General features: G+C 49.0%; 16 protein-coding genes and 1 tRNA gene. 5 read left to right on the top strand and 12 right to left on the bottom strand.

Annotated elements, in window-relative coordinates:
- The first annotated feature begins 26 nt into the window (after window positions 1-26).
- Both AAC022_RS16920 and AAC022_RS16915 read left to right on the top strand, forming a co-directional pair.
- Window positions 27-461 (top strand): hypothetical protein, encoded by a 435-nt coding sequence (locus tag AAC022_RS16920; RefSeq protein ID WP_339732897.1) that lies wholly within the window; start codon window positions 27-29, stop codon window positions 459-461.
- A gap of 72 nt (window positions 462-533) precedes the next feature.
- Window positions 534-1652: a hypothetical protein gene (locus tag AAC022_RS16915; RefSeq protein WP_339732896.1), complete on the top strand. Its 1119-nt coding sequence runs from the start codon at window positions 534-536 to the stop codon at window positions 1650-1652.
- Between the two features lie 30 nt (window positions 1653-1682).
- Here AAC022_RS16915 and AAC022_RS16910 read toward each other — a convergent pair whose 3' ends face one another.
- The 3 genes from AAC022_RS16910 to AAC022_RS16900 all read right to left on the bottom strand — a co-directional run bounded on the left by AAC022_RS16910 (window position 1683) and on the right by AAC022_RS16900 (window position 3768).
- Window positions 1683-2042 carry a hypothetical protein gene (locus AAC022_RS16910; protein WP_339732894.1) on the bottom strand — a complete coding sequence of 120 codons (360 nt, stop codon included), beginning with the start codon at window positions 2040-2042 and terminating at the stop codon, window positions 1683-1685.
- 12 nt (window positions 2043-2054) lie between these two features.
- Window positions 2055-2960, bottom strand: a complete 906-nt coding sequence (locus tag AAC022_RS16905; protein WP_339732892.1) for a DUF58 domain-containing protein — start codon at window positions 2958-2960, stop codon at window positions 2055-2057.
- 100 nt (window positions 2961-3060) lie between these two features.
- Entirely contained in the window at window positions 3061-3768 is a 708-nt protein-coding gene (locus AAC022_RS16900) for a DUF1080 domain-containing protein (protein ID WP_339732891.1), read from the bottom strand.
- Window positions 3769-4045: 277 nt separating this feature from the next.
- Between AAC022_RS16900 and AAC022_RS16895 the strand changes: the two genes are divergently transcribed.
- Together AAC022_RS16895 and AAC022_RS16890 are read left to right on the top strand one after the other, a co-directional pair.
- Window positions 4046-5518: a sulfatase gene (locus tag AAC022_RS16895; protein WP_339732888.1), complete on the top strand. Its 1473-nt coding sequence runs from the start codon at window positions 4046-4048 to the stop codon at window positions 5516-5518.
- Between the two features lie 217 nt (window positions 5519-5735).
- Window positions 5736-5809, top strand: a tRNA-Met gene (locus AAC022_RS16890).
- 562 nt (window positions 5810-6371) lie between these two features.
- On the opposite strand, the gene AAC022_RS16885 is transcribed toward AAC022_RS16890, so the two are convergent.
- The 4 genes from AAC022_RS16885 to AAC022_RS16870 all read right to left on the bottom strand — a co-directional run bounded on the left by AAC022_RS16885 (window position 6372) and on the right by AAC022_RS16870 (window position 18277).
- Window positions 6372-7292, bottom strand: coding sequence for a DUF1559 domain-containing protein (locus tag AAC022_RS16885; protein WP_339732886.1), 921 nt, complete (start codon window positions 7290-7292; stop codon window positions 6372-6374).
- Window positions 7293-7741: 449 nt separating this feature from the next.
- Window positions 7742-8734, bottom strand: a complete 993-nt coding sequence (locus tag AAC022_RS16880) for a hypothetical protein (protein ID WP_339732884.1) — start codon at window positions 8732-8734, stop codon at window positions 7742-7744.
- A 124-nt stretch (window positions 8735-8858) separates the two neighbouring features.
- Entirely contained in the window at window positions 8859-13364 is a 4506-nt protein-coding gene (locus AAC022_RS16875; protein WP_339732882.1) for a choice-of-anchor Q domain-containing protein, read from the bottom strand.
- Between the two features lie 173 nt (window positions 13365-13537).
- The gene (locus tag AAC022_RS16870; protein ID WP_339732880.1) at window positions 13538-18277 is read right to left on the bottom strand and encodes a Calx-beta domain-containing protein; all 4740 of its coding nucleotides are present in this window, start codon (window positions 18275-18277) and stop codon (window positions 13538-13540) included.
- Window positions 18278-18559: 282 nt separating this feature from the next.
- On the opposite strand from AAC022_RS16870, the gene AAC022_RS16865 reads away from it, so the two are divergent.
- A complete protein-coding gene (locus AAC022_RS16865; protein WP_339732878.1) occupies window positions 18560-19321 on the top strand; it encodes a TerC family protein in 762 nt (253 codons plus the stop codon).
- Between the two features lie 57 nt (window positions 19322-19378).
- On the opposite strand, the gene AAC022_RS16860 is transcribed toward AAC022_RS16865, so the two are convergent.
- The 5 genes from AAC022_RS16860 to AAC022_RS16840 form a co-directional block, all read right to left on the bottom strand.
- Window positions 19379-20389 carry a ThuA domain-containing protein gene (locus AAC022_RS16860; RefSeq protein WP_339732876.1) on the bottom strand — a complete coding sequence of 337 codons (1011 nt, stop codon included), beginning with the start codon at window positions 20387-20389 and terminating at the stop codon, window positions 19379-19381.
- Between the two features lie 232 nt (window positions 20390-20621).
- Window positions 20622-21149 carry a peroxiredoxin gene (locus AAC022_RS16855; protein ID WP_339732874.1) on the bottom strand — a complete coding sequence of 176 codons (528 nt, stop codon included), beginning with the start codon at window positions 21147-21149 and terminating at the stop codon, window positions 20622-20624.
- 100 nt (window positions 21150-21249) lie between these two features.
- A complete protein-coding gene (locus AAC022_RS16850; RefSeq protein ID WP_339732872.1) occupies window positions 21250-22458 on the bottom strand; it encodes a hypothetical protein in 1209 nt (402 codons plus the stop codon).
- An 85-nt stretch (window positions 22459-22543) separates the two neighbouring features.
- Entirely contained in the window at window positions 22544-23587 is a 1044-nt protein-coding gene (locus AAC022_RS16845) for a cytochrome c peroxidase (protein WP_339732870.1), read from the bottom strand.
- Between the two features lie 257 nt (window positions 23588-23844).
- The gene (locus tag AAC022_RS16840; protein WP_339732868.1) at window positions 23845-25539 is read right to left on the bottom strand and encodes a hypothetical protein; all 1695 of its coding nucleotides are present in this window, start codon (window positions 25537-25539) and stop codon (window positions 23845-23847) included.
- Window positions 25540-25549 lie beyond the last annotated feature (10 nt).

The following is a 25549-nucleotide window of genomic DNA, read 5'->3' as shown; positions in this document are numbered from 1 at the left end:
CATTCAAACGGGGGAGGAAACCGCGAATGCGCGCAGCATTTGTCTGCATAGTCATGATCCAGCCATTAATAGTGAGCTCAGGCTGCCAGTGTTTTAAGGCCAGCAATCTCTATTATAATGTGATCGATGATGTCAGCGACACACATATTTATGCAGACCGCTTCTATCGTCCCACTTGGGACTTGTCGCGTATTGGCAAACCAGACTGGTGTTGCTCTCGATTCAACCGCTGGTGGTGTAACTGCTGCAGTGACTGCCGCCCACACTATATCAGTGCTACACCAATTACCGACTACAGTAGCCAGCATGAGACTCACAGTGAAGCTCATGATGACCTGATCCCTCTTCCCGAACCTTCGACTTTTGTGCCGCCTGATCCGTTTCCAAATGAAGCGAAAACAGAGCCTACTCTGGAGGAAGGCCCAACGCTTGCCCCTTCCGCCTCAGAGCCCTCGCGTTAGTAACCAGTACGATCAGAACAGGTACATTACCCAGACAACATAAGTTGACAGCGGAAAGAAACAGGTCTTCACATGATGAAAATGGATAAGACACAATTGATTCAGCGACTGACGATCCTGGTAATTACTGTCGCAAGCACCATTACAGTTCCTGTTCTCACAACATCAGCTCAACAAGCACAAATCAACGAGCGCGATGGCCAGAGCCCGGCCCTGACGAAGTCGGCTGCCGATCGGTATCTTCTCAAAGACACTGATCGGCAGCTGGCAGAATTTCAACATGAACAAAAACCTGTTGATCAGCAAATCAGAGTTCCCGACGAAGCAGATCTGATTTCAATGCTGTCGAAAGGATCATCCACGCGTGCGTCACGAAAAGCCTGTCTGGCACAGTTGCCATTAGATCAGCTGACTCCTGCGAACCGCACGAATGCCGAACATGTTCTAAAAGACCTGAGCATGTTTCGGACACTGCCCAAGATACACCTTGAAGTGAACCACAGTGCCTATGCATTTTTCATTGCACATCCCGATGTCGTCGTGAGTATCTGGAGAGAGATGAAAATTTCGGAATTCCAGATGTGGCAGACCGGTCCTTACTCCTATGAAGTCGATGCTGGCGACGGAACCCTGGGCACACTGGAAGTCATCCACCAGACACCGAAAGAAACGATGGTGCTCTGCTCGGGTGTTTATAAAAGTCCACTGATTGCAAAACCGATTTCTGCCAAAGCATTACTGCATCTGCAGACGGAATTTTATTCTGGCAGTGACAAAAAACTGGACTCGGTCTCGCATCAGGTCACGATGTATGTTTCATTCCCTTCTCAAACCGTTGAGATGGCTGCCAAGATTCTGGCTCCCGTCAGTAATGTGATTCTGGATCGTAATTTTAAAGAAGTCTCGATCTTCATGCACATGATGTCGCTGGCCATGGAACGCCAGCCAGGCTGGGTCGAACGAATCGCAGGTCGTCTGGAAGGGGTGCTTCCTCTCCGTCGTCCGCAATTGCTCAAAGTGGCCGCCCGCGTTTATATTGATGGGAAAGCGCGTCAAAACAAAATGGCTCCCTCTCGTCTACAGCCACCGCAGCCGATTGATGTAATCACGCAAACCAGCGATGAGGCACCGCGCAAACTGCCAGCCAATATCCGGGTGCAGCCAGTGAGCCGTGCTCAAAGCCCGATGTAAGCTGAATCGGTTCCATTGCTCTGTAAACCGTCAGCGTCGTGGAGCGCGTTTCTTCTTCCGAGGCCGCAGCACAAACCCAAAGACGGCAAAGACAATGATTAGCGGAACGGCAATTTTGGGACGAACAGCGACTCCAACAACGGCCAGCATCAACCCCGCAAAAAACCAGGGAGAGACATTCGCCCAGGCCGCTTCGCGTTTTCGAGTGGGTAATGCCAGCCAGAACGCAAACATCAGCAGTCCCACGCGCATGAACGCACCCGTGGCCGCCACTTTCTGAGCGAACTGCTCGATGGTCACAAACTGATGCAGATAACCTGCCGTGAGCAGGCAGGCAATCGAGATCAAGCCGACCATGGTCCGGTTAATGGGGATTTTTTCGCCTGACATGATTTCAATCAATCACTTTCGTCCGGGTCGCGTTCGCTGATTCAGAAAGGCACCGAGTGCCAGATGATAGGGATCGGTCGTCCGATACTTGAGATAATCCACCTTGACCGAGCCACACTGCCGGGACAATGTGTCACAGAATTTCTGATACTGTTCTAGATAACGGGCTCGTAACTGGTGGGGATCAACCAGTTGATGATGGCCGCTGCGTTCCAGGCTACGAAACTGAGTCGGCTTGCTGAATGGAAACTCTTCTTCCTCCGGGGTCACCACTTGAAACAGGAGTACTTCATGGCGGTCATGTCGCAACTGTTTTAAGGTGGTCGTTAACGCTTCCGGCTCATCAAAACAGTCAGAGATCAAGACCACCAGACTGCGGCGTTTGATTAAGGGCTGTACTTCATTCAAGACCGTGGAGATAGCCGTTTCATGTCGTGGCTTAGCATTCTCCAGGATCTCCATCATCTGGCCAAAGTTTTTTGGATTCGCCGAGGGTTGAATAAAATCTCGCCGCGATTTGTCAAATGTAATCAGGCCGACCGCATCACGCTGGCTCAATAATAAATATCCCAGAGCGGCTGCCAACTGACGTGCGTAATCAAACTTACTGAGCGTCTTGCCGGCGTACGCCATGCTGCCGGAACAGTCGAGTAACAGGTAGCACCGTAAATTGGTCTCTTCTTCGAACTCTTTGATGTAGTATTTTCCGGTTTTGCCGTAAGCCCGCCAGTCGATGTGCCGAATCTCATCACCCGGGTAATACTGCCGGTGCTCCACGAATTCTACACTCGCCCCTTTATAAGGACTTTTGTGTTGCCCCATCATAAAGCCTTCGACGATCAGACGCGTGACCACTTCCAGTTTGCCAAAGCGAGCCAGCGCAGTCGGGTCAGTCAGTGGTGCATCCGATGAGAGCATAAAGTGAAGTTTCGTTAATAATTCAGCGGTAATATAACAGAAAGCGCAGAGAGCCGACTCTCTACGCTTTCTTCTTATTCAATTTCAAACTGGATTGAGACTAATCCAGCTCTTTAATAAACACGTTGCGGAAATAAAGCGTATTTCCGTGGTTTTGTAATTCAATCTGGCCGGTTTCATAAATTGGTTTGTCGCGTTCCCAATAGTTTTCCAGAGTCGTATTATCCACGACCAGCTTGCCATTCAACCAGATCGTAACTTTTTCCCCGACCATTTTAATCCGGAACGTATTCCATTCACCCACCGGGTTATCTGCTGTCAGCAGAGGCTTACTGGGGTTCTTCTTATTATTGTACAATCCGCCGGAACCAACGCCGTTGGCTGCCTTAACCGCGGTATCCCAGATCTGAACCTGTGGTGATCCACGCAGATAAATGCCACTGTCCCCATCTTTCTTGATTTTCCAGTCTACCAGCATTTCAAAGTTTTTGTAGTCTTTTGCGGTACACAGACTTTGACCTTTGCCATCAAAGACAATGATACCATCCACGATATTCCAGTGATCGTGCATGCTCTGATCAGCTTTTTTCTGTGCTTCCGCTAATTTTTCAGGGCTCATTTTGGCACGGGTCTTGGGGTTGCCCACCAGACCTTTCCAGCCAGTTAAATCTTTACCGTTGAATAACGCCTTAAACCCTTCGGGAGGCTGATTCAACTTGCCCTCTTCGGCTGCTGCAAAATTCAGGGCGGAAACAGCCATCAGCACGGCACACATCGTCGCGACACGTTTCAAAGTTGTCATAGTCATTGCTTTCATTCTGATATCAGTATTATTGGCTCCCTGTCAGCCGACTTTTCGGCTCAGGCAGGAAGAGCGGACTCATCAAGAATTACTTAATTATCGAAAGGAATCCCCCCTGTCGCAAGCCAGTCCTGACCGAAATTGCACCTTTCGTATAAACTCCCCTGCTTTCCCAGTTGCCGATTTGCGATTGGTCCTCGTGGAGATTAGAATCGATTCCTAGCCATGTGGTCAATCATTCATCCGATTCCCGCCTTTTCTTTCCTAATGAGAAAGCAACTCCATGTATCGATGTCTCTACGGAATGCTCTGTCTGCTGTTGTTCGTTTCTGTCGAACCGGCGTCTGCCACTGCGAAGCAGAAAAATGTTCTGGTAATTGTCGTCGATGATCAAGGCTTTCAGGCCGGCTGTTACGGAAACAAGGTCATCAAAACGCCCGGCATCGACATGTTGGCCGACTCGGGAACTCGCTTTACTCGAGCCCATTGCACAACCGCCAGTTGTTCTGCCAGTCGCTCCGTCATCATGACGGGCCTGTATAACCATGCCACCGGCCATTACGGACACGCGCACGGCTACAATCATTTCAGTACCTATGCTACGGTGAAATCGCTGCCGATCCTCTTAGAAGAAGCCGGCTATCGGACCTGTTCGATCGGCAAATATCATCTGGCGCCCGAATACGTCTATCAGTTTCAGGAGTATCGCAACAAAGGAGTTCAGGGAAACCGGAACTCAATCCGGATGGCGGCGAACGCCAAAGAATGGATCACCGAAGAAGACGACCGGCCTTTCTTTCTCTACTACTGCAGCAGCGATCCGCATCGTGGCGGTGGCCCCGACGGTTATTCCAATTTCAATGATGACCCCGATCATTACCCCGGCGTGACTCCGATTACCTACAAGCCAGAACAGATCCAGGTTCCACCTTGGCTGCCCAATCATCGGGAAGTCCAGGAAGAATTGGCCGAATACTATCAAGCCATCTCCCGACTCGACCAGGGGGTTGTCTCACTGATCAACACCCTGAAAGAGACCGGCCACTGGGAAGACACACTCGTGATGTTCCTCAGCGATAATGGCCCTCCCTTCCCAGGCGCCAAAACGAACCTGTATCAGCCGGGCATGAACTTACCTTTAATCGTTCGTGATCCTTCGCAGAAGAAGCACGGTATCGCGACCGACGCACTCGTCACTTGGGCCGATCTGACTCCCACGATTCTGGATTATTGTGATGTGACACCAAAGCCAGTGCCTCCTCTGCGGACTGTGGAGAACAATGGCAAACGCGTGCTGGGAAAAGGCAAACCAGGTCCCTATAAATTCCACGGCCGTTCTTTTTTGAGTGCCGTCGGGAAAGAACAGGCTCCCGAGTTTGACGAAAGCTACGCATCGCACACCTTTCATGAAATCACGATGTATTATCCGATGCGGGTGATTCTGAGTGGGAAGTATAAATACATCTTCAACATTGCCCACGAACTTCCCTACCCCTTCGCATCCGATTTATATCGGTCTCCTACCTGGCAGGGGGTATTAAAACGGGGTGACAAAATGTTCGGGCAGCGAACGGTTTACTCCTATCTGCATCGGCCCAAGCACGAACTGTTTGATTTATCGATCGATCCTTACGAATCGAAGAACTTGGCCTTTGAGCCGGAACATCAGGAAACCCTGACGAACATGCAGAATAAACTGAAAGCATGGCAGAAAAAGACCAAAGATCCCTGGTTCCTGAAGTGGGAATATGAATGATTGGCCCACATTGACGCCAGATCCGACGTTATTGGGACCGAATTCAGGGAATTTAGATAAAGTTACTCGACGAACGCGCGGGACCTGTCTATAATCTTCGGACACAGTAACAGTATCTGCTTACTGTATTTAAGGCTTTAAACATTTAAGTAACGTCTTTATAAGGTGTTGCTTCAAGCTTAAACTGCTCTTAAATTGTCCTTTTAAGGACCCATGTCGCGGGGTGGAGCAGCCCGGTAGCTCGCGAGGCTCATAACCTCGAGGTCGCAGGTTCGAATCCTGTCCCCGCCACTTAAAACCCCGGAATCGCGTTTTCGCAGTTCCGGGGTTTTCTTATGCGCCGACTGAAAAACAGCAGGTGATTTTCCGATAGATGAACGACAAAGAGGCCGATCCAGTAAAAGCGAAATCAGGCCCCATCCCGTTCGGCGTGGTTTAAGCAGCGCTGATCAATCACAATGCAGCAGAAATCCTTTCGTGCCTTTCGTGGTCGTTAAAAAATCTGAACCGTTCCCAAACTGGTTTTGTACGCCCCAGGCAGGATGTTCCTGTAAAAACAATCTCTAATATCACGCCTGGCCTGTGATTGTTTTCTCAGTATTTACCCGCGGCATTTTTTGTCGTGTTTTTCTACCACGAAATTCTGCTGAACTTGTTTTGCTTTAGAGGATAATAACGAGGCTACCTCAATCCTGTTTGTCACGGCGGTTGTCCTGGCAGTGAATCATGTACCCTATAAAAAAAGAACCACAGGACGATTCCCGCGGTTCTTTTGTGTTTTGATTGAGATACCGGAGTTGAGAATGGAACCAGTCTTGATTCGGCAATGGTTTCAATCAACCTGGGAACACGCTTAAAATTCGCCGATGACCTTTCCATCGTTGATCAAACCGAGCAACTCGTATGTCTCCGAGTTCATATTTTCACTGAGAAACCGCACGCGACCATCACCCAATAAAAAGTGGCAACCTCCGACGTGCGTACTACTGGCAGCGCCATCAGTGGCCGCCGCATTATTGATCAGAAACGAACCTGCAGACGATGTTCTCAAACCATTGTCGGAACGTGTTCCTCTCGCACCAATCCAGATCCCACCATTGGCAGCCCCCTTAGTGGTACGTTCGCCAACGATGAGTGCATTACTGACACCATCAGTAAAATCACGGATTCTGGTGCTTGAATTTCCATAAAAAGCACCCTGGTATGTCGTCGTTGCTCCGCCGGTAATGGGGCCACTTCCATCCCAGTCAGTGCCGACCACGGCAAGATAGTTTGATTTGCCATACGAACCTCGGTCCACATTGATTCCGGACATGGGATCAGAAGGGCAGTTATAAGCAGGGATCACTGTTTTCGCCAAAGTTGTCGTACCAACAGTCGCCGTCGTATCGCTTTGCCAATGGATGCCTGCCCCGTTTCCGGTGGTGCCAAACATACGTCCTGAAATCAGGTTGTACAGGGGAGCCTGATCCATGAATGGTAAAATATAAGTTCCCCATGCAATCCCCAGGCCATTGGTAGCACCAGTATTGGGAGCACCACTTGATACCCCTTGATATGAAAAAGGGAATGCCCGATGCGTGTCATGATAGTTATGAAGCGCCAGCCCAATCTGCTTCAGATTATTTTTACAGGTACTGCGACGTGCTGCCTCGCGCGCCTGCTGGACAGCAGGAAGTAGTAATGCGATTAGAATCGCAATGATGGCTATGACGACCAGCAATTCAATCAATGTAAATCCTCGATTGCGAATCACGAGCGGCTTTTTGTTCATAGTGTTCTCACTTTCATAAATTATATAATTTGATCAATGACGTTTTGGACCAACTACATTGTTGGTCGTTCAGGTGTCGTTTGAATTTCTGTTACAAACGATTGGGTTTTCACGGGCGTAAGCATGTGCCCAATAGAATGGATGAATACCAGTGGAAATGAATAAGAAATGATTCCCTATTAGGTAAACGTCTCCAACTTGAGTGATTTACCTCTTTAAAATAAAGAAATCAAAATTTCCACGGGAATACTATTTTCAGAAGCACGCTAAGAGGTCTTGTCCAGTAAAAATGAAACCGGCCCCCTGAATCCTGATCTCTGCCAATGGAAAAACCCCGGAGTCGCGCATTACGCAATTCCGGGGTTTTCTGATACGCGGTGCTGAAAGTCAGCCAGTGGTTTCTTGGCAGTAGCGTCTAACGCCACATGTGCCAGACGAGGACGCGGCGGTTATTTCCAGGTGTTCTCTTTGATCGGCTTGCCGTTGGTGGTCAGGATTTGGAAGTGATGAAACCCGGACTTCATTCCGGAGTAACGCCAGACTACTTTCTTTTCCGGAGTGATTTCGAATAATTTCACCTGATCTCCTTTGGTGCGATAGCTGGCGATCACGGTATTGCCGTTTGGTAATCGCTGCGCACCGCAGGCGTCTTGAAACAGCGGCTCTCCCAGATCTTCATTTGTCACGCTCCAGACAATCTTGCCAGCGGCGTCTGTCTCGATGATGCGATTTCCGTTCGTGCAGGCGATCAACGTGTTACCGTTTTTCAAGCGGATGGCTGTGAAAGGCCAGTCCCGTTTCTCGCGACCTCGTTCGTCGGTGGCGATGACTTGAACCACCTCGCCGGTATCTGGCTTGTATTCTTTGACTGCGAAGTCAAGCAGATGCGGGGCGATATAATTGCCATTGGGAAGCAGGCGCAGCATGCGGGTTTGCATATGCGCGTTTTGTTTCTGGCACTGTAAGGGAGTTGTCTTCACGATCTCGCCACTACGGTTGATGACGATGGCACGCGGTTCCGGCCCCAACTCGGCAACGAGAAACGTGCCGTCGGGTAAGGGTTGTACGGTGCTGATTTCTTTCTGGCGACCTTTGTATTGAAACAGAATCTGTTTCGTTTTTCGATCAACTTCGATCACGCCGCCGTTAGGGAATTCCTTGGTTCCATACAAAGCCAGCAGGACATTGCCATTTGGTAGAACCCAGCCATCACTCGCCGGCATGTCGAATTTCCATTCTACGTTCCCATCCTCGCCGACAATGACTGCCTGATTGGCTTTGCCGACCCCCAGAAACGAATGCTTGATCGGAGTATCATCGGCTGCGTACACAGGGGACGCCAGAACACAACAGCAGATGGCCAGCAAAACCGCCGACAACGACATATGTGATTTAGAAAAAAATGTTCGTAGAACGGAGCGAGCGGCGGTCGATGTTTGCATGGGATTCGAATTCCTGTTGATCAAGGGGCCGTGATGGTCAAAGCCCTATTCTAACCGAAACTCAAGTAACAGGCGACGTCGTCGGCTTTTTTGGCAGGGAAATCATGCCATTGCCGAACTCGTTCTAGAATGCGATGAGATTGGTGTCTTCTGTCAGTTCAGCAAAAAACTGATCTGAAGCTTCTTCCCAGCCGGGCAGGTTACGAACACCGGGTGCCAGGGTTTCTTGCATCACGCCTTCGGTTTCGTGTTCGTGTCCCAGCAGGTGACCGAGTTCGTGCAAGATGACCGACCAGAGATCAATGCCGTCGGCGGCTTCGCTATCGGGTAATGCGATCAGAGTCAGTTCGCTGTCATACGCAAATTCGCTGTGATCGGCGGGACTCGCATCCACAAACCAGCCACGACCGGCGGCGTTAACGTCGATGTAAATCGTGCCGGGTACGGCGCGGCCCAACGTGTCGCCAGCAAGGTCGACGACTTCGATGTGAACTTGATCCAGCGTTTCGTTTTGAGTGGGTGTTAAGTCTCGGCTGACTTGCTCAACGACCGACTCCAACACGGTTTCCGCGGCCGCCTGCGTAACCGGATTGGCGTTGGCTTGCGGTTCGCTCAGACTGTTAACCGTTAACAGTTGGTTCCAGGCATCGGGATAATTCTGAGGATAGTCGACGGGAGACTGATTGGCCTTACTCTTGCCATAGTTATTGATAAAAGAAACCAGATCACCAAAGTCAACACGATTATTTTGATTGAGATCGGCGAACCAGGAATAATCGGAATTCGACTCACTGGGGATCGTGGAATACGAGTTGATCAACAGAACCAAATCGCGAAAGTTGATGGCGTCATCGTCGTTCAAATCAAACGGATTCGCCCAGATCTGTGTCGTGGGGGCAGGGCCATGCACCTCTTCACTGGCGACATCGTCTATAAACAAAATTTCCGGGTGATGAATCACAAACGCGGGGCTTTGTGGATTCAAGCTTCGTCCGGCAAGATCTAAATCGACGCCGTCCTCGGTCGTAGACTCAAATCGAATGCGGGCAAACAGGACACGTTGGTCATCGCCTACATCAGTCAGGCTGGTCTCGGCTGAGAGATTTTCAATCGTACCCGTTTGATTATTGATGGTTCCTGTTTGATTGACCGTGAACGCAGCACCATATTCAATACTGGTCGCGGTCGTGATCGCAGTATTGTAAGTTAGTTCGAGTGTCGTCGACAGGATTCCCAGGTCGGTGATCGTCGGAGTACTGATCCAGATTTCTAGCCAGTAGCCGCTCCATTCATCAATCCAGTCCAGGTTTTTCGGTAGTAGATTTGTTTCTCCGTTTTCTGAAGTCGAAGTTTTTGAATCGACGATTCGTAAATCGATCTGAGTGCTAAAAACCTGTACTTCGTAAGCGCCTAAATCAACGGCTCCTCCCACAACCCGATCAAAACCAGTGCCGCGTTGATCGAAATCAATTTCGGCATCAATGACTGCAGTATTATCTCCAGCATCAATAGCAGCGCTGCCAAGCAGTAACGCATGCGTTTTCGTGGGACCACCATTGTCTCGCAAGACAGGATCGAGTAATCCTTCGGCGCTGTCTTGGATGATACTGTTTGTGTGAACTATAATTCCAGCGTTTTGTGGCTTCGAGTCACTCGTCGAATTACCAGCCAGGATACTATTGGTAAACGCTACTGAAACCCAATTGCTCAGGATCCCTCCTGCATAATCCGCTGTATTTCCAGTAATCGTACTGTTTGAAATCATTATCGATCCCGGACCTTCAGGGCGTGTGTAAATAGCACCACCATTCTTTGCGCTGTTCCCCGAAATGGTGCTGTTGACGATGTTGACAAACCCGGAAAGACTGAAGAAACCACCGCCGTTGTTACTGGAATGATTTTCCGATAGCGTGCTGTTGATGATGGAAACATCTCCGCCGCCTTCTTCAGCAAAAAAACCACCGTTGGCGATTCCACCACCATACAATCTCGCAGAGTTTTGACTGAAGGTACTATTTTGAACGGTCAGTGTTGTCCAACTGCTTCCAATTCCTCCCCCCGTTCGGTCCGAAACATTCCCTCTAAAAATACTGTTATTGACAAACGCCTGTCCGAAATCAAAAAAGATCCCTGCGCCATCGCCACTGGTTACATTTTCTGTAAAAGTGCTGTTAGTCACAAACGCTACTTGACTATCATTTTGATAAGGTGCGTCAAAATAAATGCCGCCACCATCATCGGCTGTGTTTTTTGAAAAAACGCTATCAGAGACATCCATCGTCAACTCAGGTTGAGGGCCATTTTGGACAGAATTGACATTGAAGTAGATCCCGGCACCGAACGATGCTGAGTTTTCTGCGAAGGTGGAGCGTCTGACGGTTAAGCTTCCATCAACGTGGCTAATACCACCGCCGCCTCCCCACTTCCGTGTCGTGATATTTTCTCTGAATTCGCTGTCCGTTACTGTCAGGAAGCCATTATTATTATAAATTCCGCCACCCTCAAAGGCATAATTGTTTGTAAATGTAGTGCTAATGATTGTCAAAGTACCGTGATCATTATGGATGCCACCACCATTGTTCAAAGCCTCATCCCCATACTGCACTGCTCTGACATCATTTCCAGAAAAAAGGCTTTCAGAGACTGTCAGGTTTTCATAGTTGAGGATCGCACCGCCGTTCTCAGAGAAACCATTGATTAGCGATAACCCACTTAGTTGAACGACGATTTCTGTTTCAATATTTGAGTCATCAATAGTAAAGATCCGGCTGTTATAGTCGCCACTGATGGAGAGCTGCTCGGCCCCGAGTCCCGTAATCGTCATACTGCTGGAGATCAAAATCTCGGTGTTAAGGACAATGGTCTTATTGGTCAGACTGGAACTGAAGATAATCTGGTCGGCTTCAGGCGTCTCGTTAGCCAGCTTGATCGCTTCTCGCAGGGTTAAATGACCGCTCGTATAATTACCGTCATCTAAATCGGAAAGCGAATCGACCCGTAAAACGCCGGAGTAATATTCATAAGCACCAATGTCTACAATGCCATTGAAGATGCGATGATGAAGCCCCCCGCGTTGATCTATGGATAACCCGGCTGTCTGAGCCGAGAAATTATTGCCGGCATCGATGGCCGCGCTTCCGATCGATAAGGCGTGCGTCTTTGTGGGACCACCATTGTCGCGCAAAATCGGATCGATCAGCCCGTCAATGCTGGAGCGGATAATATTACTGGACCCGGTGTAACTCCCGGAAATCTGGTTGGACGTATTTCCGGCGACGATACTGTTACTCAATTGGAAAGAGCCACTTGTAAACTCTCGCTTGATACCTCCTCCCGAGAAATGAGTGGCTTCATTTTTTACAATCGTGCTGTTAATCACAGACACATCTGTGTATGCGAAAGTATAGAGGCCGCCTCCTTTGTGCGCCGCTACGTTCTCTGACAGCGTGCTGTTGATAATTGAAATACTGAGGGGCCCGTTATCGAAAAGCGCGCCGCCATTTGAAGTAGCGACGTTCTGGTGTAAAGTCGAACTGACCAGCTTAAGAGTACCTCGTCCCAGCATTCCGATGCCGCCACCACTGCCCGACTGGTTGCTGGTGAAAGTCGACTCTTGAATGATCACATCCGTGGAACCGATATAAACGCCTCCCCCTATTCCTGAAGATCTGTTTTCGGTAAAAGTCGATGCTGACACAGTGAGCTCACCAGTAAAGAGACTAATCGCGCCGCCATTAGTCTGGGCAACGTTTTCAGTAAACGTACTGTCAATGACCTGGGTCGAACCGCCACTTAAATAGAGGGCTCCCCCGCCGAATCCACTGGTCGAGTGATTCTCCGTGAACTCACTGTGCTCAATGGTCAATGAGCCGGAAACCCTGGAAATGGCTCCGCCGGTGAACGCCGAATTGGAAGTAAACGTCGCATTGGTGATCGTCGCCTGACTGGTTTGAGACAGATAGATTCCGCCCCCCTGCCCCCCCTCACCGATTGCTTTGTTGTAGGAAAATTCTGTGGTGTCGACTGTCAGGCTCCCCAACGACTGGTAGATCCCGGCACCATGTCCTTCCTCCTCCGCTGTACCAACCGCCGTGTTCCCGGTCAGTTTGGAATTCACGATCGAGAGATCAGCATAAAAGCTGTAAATGGCCCCGCCGTGGTCTGCTGAGCCATTCGCAAGGGTGAGGCCACTGATTTCCACAGTGATGTCCGTGTTGGCGACTCCATCATCAATCCGAAATATCCGACTGTCACCATTCCCATCCAGCGTCAATTGATCGGCCCCCAGTCCGGTGATGCTCAGGTCTTCGTGAATCAAAATTTCATCACCAAGCACAATCGTCTGCCCCGCCAACGCAGCATCAAACGAAATCGTATCCGCGCCGGCATTCGCGTTGGCTTGTTCGATCGCGTCGCGCAAACTGCCTGCGCCGGAGTCGTTCGTGTTCACCACCGTGAAGGCGGTCAGCAGCGTGCGGTCTTCCAGTGTTTCGGCGGCATTGCGGGAAATCAGAGCCCGGGCGGAGGGGAGCTGATGCCGTTGATTCCGGTTTCGTCGGGCGCGGGAGCTGCGAGAAAAACGGGTACGGAGCTGACGCTTCAATGAAGTAAGCCACAGGGATGGAAGCATAGGAGAATAATCCGATTGGGAATCTGGTGGGTTACACAAGAATATTAACAGTTTAGGACTTTGTATACTATCAGAGTCGAGACCAGATACAACGCGTTTTTTCCTATCAAACCAGCAAGGCATAGGGGCTTTTTGTGCAGGGGCCGGCCTAATTCATTCAGAATCTATTTTCCTTAGAAAAAGAGTAATTCCGACTCCCCAATGACCGTGCTGAAGAAGGAATCGGTATCATCATCGGCCCAGTCGGGCAGGTTACGAACACCGGGTGCCAGGGTTTCTTGCATGACGCCGTCGGTTTCGTGTTCGTGTCCCAGCAGGTGACCGAGTTCGTGCAAGATGACCGACCAGAGATCAACCTTCCCAACAGCATCACTAAAAGGGAAAGGAGTTAAGGAAAGAGCACTGGAAGCATAAAATTCACTATTGTCGCCGGGGGTGTCATCAACAAACCAACCATACCCGGTGGCGTTGGTGTCGATATAGATCGTGCCGCGAACGGTGTTACTTAAAACGCCATCTGGTAGATCAACAACTTCAATGTTGACCTGTGTCAGTTTTTCATTTTCATCCGACGTCAATTGCGGGTCAAGATACTCAACCACGCCATCCAGTACTGACTCTGCATCAGCCTGATCAACGGGTCTGGCTGCCACTTGAGGTAACAACACAGGATCAACCGTTAAGTGTTTGTTCCAGGCATTGGGGAAATTCTGAGGGTAGCTGACCGGAGACTGATTCGCTTTAGTTTTGCCATAGTTATTGATAAAAGAAACCAGATCACCAAAGTCAACACGATTATTTTGATTGAGATCGGCGAACCAGGAATAATCGGAATTCGACTCACTGGGGATCGTGGAATACGAGTTGATCAACAGAACCAAATCGCGAAAGTTGATAGCGTCATCGTCGTTTAAATCAAACGGATTCGCCCAAATGCTGGTGCTATTAAACTGCCCAGGATTCGTAACGGTTGGAAGATCACCGATTAACTTGACTTGTTGAGAGCTGATGTTAAAACCCAAGTCATAAGGACCGATACTCTTTCCCGAAAGATCAAGCTCAACCTGATCCTCGGCCAGCGATTCAAATTTAATCCGAGCGAAAAGCAGGTAACTATCAGTACCCAAATCGGATGCAGTCGTTTCTGCATACAGGCCTTCGATGGTTCCTGCAACATCGTTAATGGTACCTGTTTGGTTCTGAGTGAAGCCGGACCCAAATTCGATTTCCGTGGCTGACGTATATTCCGTATTGTAATCAAGGTTTAATTGTGCAGAAAAGACACCCTGATTTTCCGGGTTACTGGCATTTACCCAGATTTCGACCCAGTAGGATGACCATTCACTGACGTTATCCTGATTACTGGGTAACGAACTTGCTTCTCCATTGGGTTGAGTGTTTGTGGGAGAGTTGACAACTCGTAAATGAACTTCTGCGGATGAACTTCGATTGTAGCTGTATACAAAACTGTTTCGACTAAATAGCCCCTCATACAAAGCTGCCACGAAAAGACTATTTTGGTTGATCGCTGCGTTAGAATAGCCAAACCTTCTATAGAACAATTCGGAGTCATCAGTATAAGAAATGATCGTCTCTTCAAACTTTTCCCAGCCTTCCGAGCCATCATAAATATAGGCAGAGCCAGTTAAAAAGTGATTAAGAGACACTGAGTCAGTTACGACCAGTAACTTTCCATCTAGATCAATGCTTCTACCAAAATTGAAATTTGAAGTGTCCGAAATTGGATCAAACCTGGTTTCAATGGGACTTAACCAACCCTCAGTCCCATCAAACATGTAGACTGCTCCGGAATAACCAGAACCTATGCCCCGTGCAGTAATGGCTACTGTATTTCCATCAATGGCAACTAATCTACCGAATTTGTCATCTAATTGAATATCAGAGCCAATCAACTTGTATTCGGCGGCAGAACTCCAACCGGTACTTCCCTTCTGGTAGAGATATGCTGCGCCTCGGTTTTCATTATCTGTAGCGCCGACAATAATTTGATCATCATCAAGATCTACTGCAATGCCAAAATAATCGTTCTCCGCTCCATCAGAGGGAGAAATGATCGTTTCCGTGGGAGTAATTGTTGACCAGTCAATACCTTTTCTTTCATAGACATAGACCGCTCCAGACTGTGTAACGCCAGTGCCACCTTTATGTCCTACCACAATCGTGTCATTTTGAATGGCGACTGATATTTCTTTCAGCATGGTTCTCGAAGCATTTGCGAGCAAGGGAGTCACGGTAGGGGGGATCGTCACCCAATCTGAACCATTTCTGGTAAAAACGAAAGCCTCTGCACCATAGGGAGCAGAAGCTGTCTCAGCGGTCACAACAATCGTTGTTCCGTCAATGGTAACACTAGTCCCGAATTCTAAATTTGCTTCAGGCACTGGGTCGATAAACGACGTTTCATACTCCCAAGTATCATCATCAAAGAAACCCGGAGTGCTCGCATCATTTCTGGCATACACGTAAACAATGCCAGTAGGAGCCAATGTAGAATCCGTTCCTGGGGCGCCAATCACCAGATAGTCATCACTGACAGCAATCGCTCGACCAAAATTTTCCTCACGATGATGAGAAGTCAGTGGATCAGTTGGCTTGATCTCATTTGTTATCGACCAGGAATTATCCTCGGCTATCTCGTATACATACGCTCCACCACTTCCCTCTCCATCTAGAGAAGTCATAAATGCACCAATCAAAATTGTGCCATTCGAAATTGCCACAGCAAAACCAAACGCAGAATACCCACTTTCAATAGGAATTAACACTGACTCAGTGGCGGTATCCACACTCCATTCAAAACCATTTTTAGTGTAAACATAAGCTGCTCCAAAATGGCCTGGAATTTCTTGAGCCCGTGTTGTACCAACAATCATTTGATTATCACCAATCGATACAGTAGCTCCAAATCGGTGGTTTTTATGCGCTCCAATAAGCTTTATTTCACGGGGAGATGTTGTGAACCAATCCAATCCTATTTTGGAATAGAGATAAACGGAACCACTGAGAGTTCCGTTTTTACTGCTGTTTGGTGCTCCAATCAGAATGTCTGTTCCATTAGTCGCTACAGAAAGGCCAAAATTGTCGCTTGACTCTCCATCGGAAGCCGTCAGTTTTGTAACTAACGGAGGCTGGTTGAGCCAGCTTTCTCCAACTATTGTGTAAACATATGCAGCGCCACTGCGAGCCCCATTGCTATTATCAACAGGCGCACCAATGACGATGACCCCATCATGTATAGTAACTACATCACCAAAATAATCATCGTAATCTGGTACTGGATGAACCAGCTCCCTCATGGAAGGGGCCGACCAGTCATCCCCTGTTTTTTCAAAAACATAAGCAGCGCCGTCAATACTGACACCTTGAACAGAAGTATGCGCACCGACAACAATCGTATTTTCATAGATCGCCACGGATGTTCCGAAATAAGCATAGGGTGAGAGACCTGCAACGCGAATTTCTTCTACCAGTGGTGGCTCCGATTTCCAATCGTCACCCACACGAGAATATACATAAACGGCCCCACTAGAATCTCGCTCCGCTCCCACTACTATCGTGTCTCCATAAATGTCAACTGAGATTCCAAAGCTGAAAGAATCTCCTGAGATCAGCGGTTGTAAAAATGTCGCATAATCCCAGGTATCATCAGATTGATCTAGAAGCGTGCCCTGTTGATTTCTAGTATAAACATAAACAACTCCTGCGCTATAGCCATGAAGGCTGTTGTAAGGGGCTCCAATGACCATAACATCACCATCAATGGCAACCGAACGGCCAAATGCACCTTCTGTATGATTGGCATGAACAGGATCAGCAGAGAACGTATTTTGAAATACAAAATCTGAATCATCGTTCGCGATAATCCCAACTGCGTCCAGACTTGAGACATTGCCTTTCAAAGCACTTCCGCCTGTCGGATTACTCAACCGGCCGATGACCGCCTCAGAGAGTTCCTTAAAAGTGTCTCCTTGCACGAAGACAGAAACGACTGATGTCTGAGAAGTCGCATAGGGGTTGGCAGAAAAATGAATGGTTTCTATCTTGCCTGTATAATCTTCACCCGCAACGGCCGTTCCATTTACAGTACTGAAATCAACGCTTGTGGCAAAATTTAAATCGCCCAAGGAGCCACCTGTGCGAGTGATCGTAAATTTAAGAACTTGATTAGCATCATCGCCTTCGGCAATTTTTTCGCCACTGACAGTAAATACAGAACCGGGCAGCCCATCATCATTCAAAATGGTGCCTTGACCGGTCCCATCTGCGATCGTAACGGCAGAAGGAAGTGACTCTCCGCCGATACGTGGATCGCTGAGAACAAGCGAAAATGCCTCATCTGATTCCTGGTTATCATCGTCATGCACATGAACGGTGACTTGTGTCGACAATTCTCCGGCAGCGATTGTGACTATTTTATTTTTTAGAAAGGTGTAATCAGTATCGTCTGCAGTATCAGTTACCGTGTTAAGCAGAACTGTGATGTCAGAACCAGCTGCCTCATCGAGTGAGATTTCAAAAGTAAACTCTCCATTTTCCGGCGCTATGACATCATCGATACTCAGTACGGATGTCAGCAGCGTGCGGTCTTCCAGTGCTTCGGCGGCATTGCGGGAAATCAGAGCCCGGGTGGAGGGGAGCTGGTGCCGTTGATTCCGGTTGCGTCGGGCGCGGGAGCTGCGAGAAAAACGGGTACGGAGCTGACGCTTCAGTGAAGAAAGCCACAATGATGTAAACATATGAAAATGATCCGGTTGGGAATCTGGTAGGTTATGGATGGATATCGGTAGTTTAGTTCTTTGTATACTATCAGGGTCTCGATTAAAAACAATCTGTCTTTGTGTGTTAATTTGGTTAAAACCGGGTTCTTGATGTATCGCAGTCTCCCGTGGCATTCTATGTGACAGTTCTGAAGCTGAAGACCGTTTTTAGCCGGTTTTGGACTGGTCTGAGGAACCTGATTCACCCTGCAAAAAAAGAGATAGGACTCTGAGATATGCTTGCCTTTTCTTCGCTTTAACAGCGCTGGAATGAACCAAGTTCTATGAATTTCGTATCAAAATTCCGAATTTCAATAAGCCAGATCATGTGCATTGCCGTTCCCGTTCTTTTCAGAACTCAGCCGATGTGTATAATCCGCTACGCGTTGATTTTTACCTTACCTGAATGGAGCAAACATGTTCGAATGGTTGGCCAGCCCTGAGGCCTGGATTGCGTTGGCGACGTTGACGTCATTAGAAATCGTGCTGGGCATCGACAACATAATCTTCATTTCCATCCTCGTCGGGCGGGTGCCTGAAAAACAAAGAGATCTCGCCCGGTCACTGGGATTGAGCCTGGCGATGATTGCGCGGCTGATTCTGCTGTTCTCGATTTCCTGGGTCATGGGACTCACCGAACCCTGGTTTTCGCTACTGGATTATGAATTCTCGGGCCGGGACTTGATCCTGATTGGCGGCGGGCTGTTTCTGCTGGCCAAAGCCACTCATGAAATTCATAACAGTCTGGAAGGCGTCGCTCATGAAGAAACGGGAACGTCCGCGGCACAAGCCACCTTCGGCTCGGTGCTGGTTCAGATCGGAGTGCTGGATATCGTCTTCTCGCTGGACTCGGTAATCACCGCCGTCGGGCTCTCGGACCATGTCTCAATCATGGCGATTGCCATTATTCTCTCGGTCGTCGTGATGCTGTTCGCAGCGAAATCGATAGGTGACTTTGTCGATCAACATCCGACCATCAAAATATTGGCGCTCTCATTTCTGATCATGGTGGGCGTGACGCTGATGTTGGAAGGCTTTGGAAATCATGTCCCCAAAGGTTACATTTATTTCGCGATGGCGTTTTCCGTCACTGTGGAAATGATCAACCTGCGGATGCGAAAAAAACAAGTAGAAGCAGTGCATCTGCGCAAACAAATAGAAGAAGGTGAAACCAGTTAGCTGATCTCACCTTCTTCACGTGGTATTTGATTGACAGAACCGATGTTTAATAATCGATCAGGGAGCCTGGACTGTGGGCTCGTTGTCGTTCCATTTGACTTTGGGGATCGGCTGGGTGACTTTCCCGGTCGCCGCCCATTCGGTGCCGCGCTGGAGAGTGATCTGGAAGCCGGTTCCCTGTAAGGCTACGGTGTCATGCCCCAATGTCGTGTGGAACACGCGGCCTTTGCCATAATCGATGGTCATCATGATCGGCTCGTGTTCGCCGGTGCCACGTTCGCTGGGTTCGGAATACGCGGTGGCGAGGACGGCCACATTTTCAGCGGGTCCGCGGAGCTTGCCGTAGACTTCGTCCGCGGGGTGCATCCATTCAACGGGCAGCCCTTTCACGATGGGATGTTCGGGCTTTCGAACTTTGACGACCACGGGAATCTTCGTGCCATGGGTGCCCCCGTTTCCGGCGCTGGTATCTCTGGTCCATTTGTTATCCCGCAATCGCAGCATGGGGCCTGATTTTTCGTTGCGGCCGCCCCAGCCGCCGACGGCGATCATTTTGTTGTAAGCGGGCCAATCGGAAAACGAGTTGTCGGCGGCATGCACGACGACGAAACTGCCACCTGAAGCGACATAGTTATCGAACGATTGTTTCACTTCATCAGGCCAGCTTTCGCCATTGTAGTTACTGACGATGACATCGTACTTCTTGAAATCAGGACGCCACGCTTTCCATTGTGCCGGTGCTTCCCGTTTGATGCGGGCGACGCTGTCCTCCCAGCGTTTGAGTTGCTGGTCTTCATATTTCGCATTTTCTTTTGAAAGCTTCCCCGATGACGCACGAGGTTTTCGCGGAATGCCTTCAGGCGTGGTCGAGACTTCGACTTCAAAGCGACCGGAATTCTCCAGGATCTTTTTGAGCAGCGGCGTTGTCTGCTGCCATTTATGATTGTTCTGACCATCGATCAGCAGCACGGAGAGTTTTTCTTCAGCCTTGTCTGCTGCCAGACAGAATGCCGGACTAAACAAGGCGACGAGCAACATGAGTATTGGTAAGCGGTGTGAGCACTTCAACGGATTTCTCCTCTGATGAATTTAATGCGGGTTGATCGTGGCAGGAACGATCGCATGCCTGAGAGTATCATTACCTTAAGCTATCAACGACCGCCTTCCAAGTCACGAAAAATATCCCCGGCGAAATCAATAATGGATCTCAAACGGGAGGCTTAACTTAGCTTATAAAAAAAGCAGGAGGCCCCTGATGGGAATCCTCCTGCTTTGAATCTCATCAATGAAAGACGACTGCTTAGAGTGTCTTTTCACCTTTCTTCCAGTTACAGGGAACGTTTTCGCCTGTCTGGAGTGCGTCGAGTACACGCAGAACTTCTTGTACATTACGACCAACGCTCAAGCTGTGAATGGCCAGCCACTGGCAGACGCCTTCCTCATTGATCAGGAAGATTCCACGCAGAGCGATACCGGCTTCTTCTTTGAGAACGCCGTAATCTTTAGAAAGCTGATGTGTGCCATCGGCCAACATGGGGTATTTCAGATCCGCCAGTTGAGGATCAGCGTCGCACCAGCCTTTGTGAGAGTACTTACTGTCGGTGCTGGCAGTCAGAACCTGGCAGTTACGTGCTTCGAATTCGCCGATCGCGTCATTGAATGCCACTAATTCGGTGGGGCAAACGAATGTGAAGTCCAGAGGATAGAAAAACAGGCAAACCCACTTACCTTTGAAGTCGGCCAGTTTGTAATCCTTGAAGGAATCACTGGAACGATCATAACCCTGCAAAGCAAAATCGGGAGCTGGCTGCATTACTTGAACTGTCATTTGTCTTTACTTACCTTCAAAATATTGGTGAAAAATTGATTTCGTCATAACGACGCGGGCCGCTTCCTTATGAAGTCAACCCGCATCATGAGCGTCTGTTTTAAAGACCGGCTTTGATGATCGCCAGTGAACCGGGAGATTTTTCAGGATCTTTCCCTTGAGTTCCGAAGGAGGTCAAATACAGGTTGCCTTCTTTGTCAAATGCGATGGCAGCCGGCTTGTCGAGTGCGATGACTTTTTCAGCGGTGACTTTGTCGCCATCGATTTTCAACTCGAACAGTCCCCCCTTGGTGGTATCAACCCAGGAGAAATCCGTTGCGTACAGTTTTTTGGTTTTGGGGCTGTAAGCCAAGCCAGCGATATCGCTTAGGCCGGTTTTCAGACTCTTGGTCAGCTTCCCTGTTTTAGGATCGTAGAATGTCAGCAGACCATCGTTGGCGACATTCATTTCGCCCATCTGGCCAATGACCAACTGTTTTCCATCAGGAGAGAACGTAATGGCGACTGGGGCATCCACTTTGGTAGCTTCTTTGGTGGCGATAGTCAGTTCTAAAGGACCGGCTTTGCCGTCTTTGATGACTGATTTGGCAACCCAGCCTTTGGTGTCGTCACCATTACAGGTGATGAAGATGTTACCGCCACCGACGGCGACTCCGTAGAAGTTGCCTTCACCCTTGGCGGATTTGTCGCTGGCTTTGATGGGGCCCAGAGTCTGAACGGCGGTGTCTTCTTTGACCCATTTGGCGACGGGCTTGTCACCAACTTTGTAGATGCGGACCAGTTCTTCACCATCGGGACGACTACCATCGCCGACGACCAGTTGATCTTTACTCATGAAGGCAAGTCCCAAAGGACCAACATTGTACTTAGGTCCTTTGCCGTAAACGTCGGTCGGATAACCGGCGATTTCCAGATCGACTGTTTTGCCTTTGGCATCGTAGCGATAAATGCCATAACGGCTGGCAACAAATACGTGACCGGTACCTTCCTGAATGGCGATTCCACTCGGGTTTTCCAAGTTGGTGATCAGAGTTTTGACAGTCACAGCCGGTTTTTTAGGCTCTTCTTTTTTGGGGGCTTCTTTTTTAGGAGCGGGCTTAGCAGCTTCTTTCTTAGGTTCTTCCTTTTTAGGAGCTTCTTTTTTGGGCTCCTCTTTCTTGGCGGCTTCTTTTTTCTCGTCGCCTTTTTTATCGCCTTTTTCGTCGGCGATCAGAGCGGACGTTCCCAGAGTCAGGCAGAGTGCTGTCAGGCAGAGTGCTGTCAGGCAGCATGCGCTTGCTTTAAAAATCAGGTGTAAATTCCACTGCATGGTGTTCATCTTCCTTTGAAAAGGGGATTTTCAATTGGTTTTTCGTTTTGTACGATGTTTTTTTATCGATACAACCAGCGATACGTTATTCAGGCAACTTGGGTTCTTTATGCTCAGGATAATTCGAACTGGAGAGGCCTTCTTTCATAAAGGTCACCAGATCATCCGCTTCCTGAGGCGTCAAATTCAACTTGTAGATTTCTTCATCAAGAAACTCGTTGGGAATACCTCCCTTATTATAGTGTTCTACCACTTCTTTCAAAGTCTGCATGCTGCCATCGTGCATATAAGGGGCAGATCGGGCTATATCCCGTAGAGAGGGCGTTTTGAAACTTCCCTGATCGCCGCCCAGGTTGCTGATGACTTTTCGACCGGCATCTGGCGCTTTCGCGTCCATGCCCACGCCCAGATTGTGAAAGGCATTGTCGGTGAAATTTGGTCCCGCATGACAGGCACTGCAAACGGCTTTCCCGAAAAACAACTTCATGCCCCGCTGAGCCGCTTCAGAAAGGGCTTTTTTGTCGCCGGCTTTAAATTGGTCATAAGGGGCATTGCCACACAGAATCGTTCGCTCATAGGTGGCGATGGCTTTAGCCATATTTTCTTCGGTCGCGTCTGAACCGAATACTTTCTGAAACTGTTTCGTGTAGCCGGGGATGGCGTTGATTCGATCGACGGCTTCCTTGACTGTCAGATTCATCTCGATCGGGTTCGCAATCGGCCCTAATGCCTGCTCTTCCAGTGAACCGGCGCGGCCGTCCCAGAAATGAAACTTGTTATAGGCGGCGTTAATAATGGTCGGTGAATTGCGGCCCCCTTTTTGTCCTTTGAATCCGGTCGCAAACTGATCGGCGTTGCTGTAACCCTTATCGGGCGCGTGACAGCTGGCACAGGAGATCGTGTTATCACGCGAGAGGCGTTTGTCGAAAAAGAGCTGTTTCCCCAGCGCGATCTTTTCAGCGGTGGGAAGATTATCTGCGGGAAATTCTATGGGCGGCAAACCTGCGGGAACCTTAATCACCGGTTCCTCTGCCTGTACGGTTGATGAATCTGTGTTGATGACGAATGTGAAAACAAGCCCTGCTAACAGAGCAATTCCCAATCTGCGATGTGTGGCCCGCGCCATCATTTCTCCTCACATTTAGACTACTCAGGTACAACCAAGGTGTGTCAGCCGATCTGATCCAGTGAATGTTGATACACATTTCTGCAGATTGCGTACTTATACTCAACAAACCTGAAGCAGAAAATCTGCCGTAACTGCTTATTTTTAGTAGCTGGGCTCAGGACTGCAAGTCACTATGAAGGCGGATTTGAGGTGAAAGTAAGAATTTCACACGATTTCGGGCGGAGTGGTAGATGCGTAATCACTTGCAGGCGAGGTGTTTAGCGATGCCGGTTCCAAGACAAAGCCAGCGGGATCGTTGCGAACGGGGCCACAATCAACGTAAAGAGAATCGTGAAAAAGAAGTAGTTGCCTATGTGAGAGCTCGTAGGCTGATAATGTTTTTCAATCAGAAATCCTGACAGTAAAGTCAACCAGAGAAGGAATGCCAGCCAGGATTTTGTTTTCGTGATCAACTGTTTGCGAACGGCAGCCATATACGCGATTACCGTTCCCGCAATGAGTGAAATCGACAACATTAGAAAGATGGTGACCTCAAAGTACCACTGAGCAGCATAGCTCCCAAATACCAGTTGCGTAAAACCGGCAGACCCAAACAGCAGAAGAATTCCACCAAAGAAACTCCCCAGCATCGTGTAGAAAAACCAGGTGCGCCCCGTCCAGAAGACGGAAATGATATTCGCAGCAATGACCCAGAATCCGATAGCAGTAGAAACGGAATAACTCAAGCATATTTCAGCCAAAACACGCAGGTTCAAATTCGCACTGAGCGTCTCTGATCCTAGCACAAAGAACGCCGTGGCATAGCTGAGTAGGAGAGCAACTTGAATCATTAATAATGTGAAGACGAATGCTTTAATCATATTCCAAAACAGAATGACATTCATATCACGATCAGACAGAGGTGCTATTGCCAGAAAACGTTTCATCTCTGTACGTCCCTGTCCACAAATTCCTTCACCTAACAGAACTGCGACAAGGATCGCAGCGATAAAACTGAACAGCATTGTTCCTATCTGGAAACCTTCCGCTAGTTCCTTGATGTCGCTTCCTAATCGAGGACTTTTGATATCGAACTGCAGGGTGCTCAGGAGATTGACAGCCAGCACCGCAGCCCCCAATAAAATCCCGCCCACTATCACAGCACGTTGACACGAATCGCGCCAATGCAGTCGTGCCAGAGCCATTCGTCGCGACAGAGGGATTGACATTTTCTCGGGAATGGCACCTGTAATCAAACCAGCCCACCAGGTCTGTACCTGCTCCCACTGTGGGCTGGGAACAGCGGTGCCGGACCGCACCCTGCCAAACGCGCGGGTTCCCTGATACCAGGCGGCGATGCCGATCAGTTGCAGCGTCACGAATTCTGAAAGCGTGACATCTCTCCAGGGAACAACATCTGAGGTAAAGCCGTTCGGATAATAGCGTGCAATAAACCACCAGAACATCGCAACAATCGAGCCGGTCCAGAATAATAGTTTCGTAAAACTGGGAGCGTGCATACCCCAAAAAGCAGAATGGCCGACCAGGATCAATGTGGTGATAAACAATAAAGGCCCTAACACCGGCCAATAATCGACGAGCCAGTGCTCATCAAAAAACAGCATGCGATAGGCACCATTGGTCACTAACTGCAAGACAACCACTAATCCCACCGTCGCCAACATCATCCAGGTGGCGATCACGCGCGAAGAAACCGGCAAACCCAAGGAGATTTTCTGGCATCCCGTCAGAGCATGCAGACAAACGCCAAGAAAAACAATCCAGGAGAACCCCAGATATGCGAAGTGAAAAGAAAACGGATCATGTTCAACATAATTAAAATTCCACCCTTGCAGTCGTGTTATGACCAGAAACAGTAACGGCCCCATCACCAGCGTACCCACCGCCAGAAAAGCGCCCACCCACGCGCGCTTACAAAAACCTTTCGTTGTCACGTACAAGCTAAATTTCATCAGCGGGACC

Origin of the sequence: uncultured Gimesia sp., from assembly GCF_963976445.1 — a bacterium.
In the GTDB taxonomy this organism is placed as follows: Bacteria; Planctomycetota; Planctomycetia; order Planctomycetales; family Planctomycetaceae; genus Gimesia.
The sequence above is the reverse complement of the archived record's forward strand: the minus strand, read 5'-3'. Positions and strand labels throughout refer to the sequence as shown.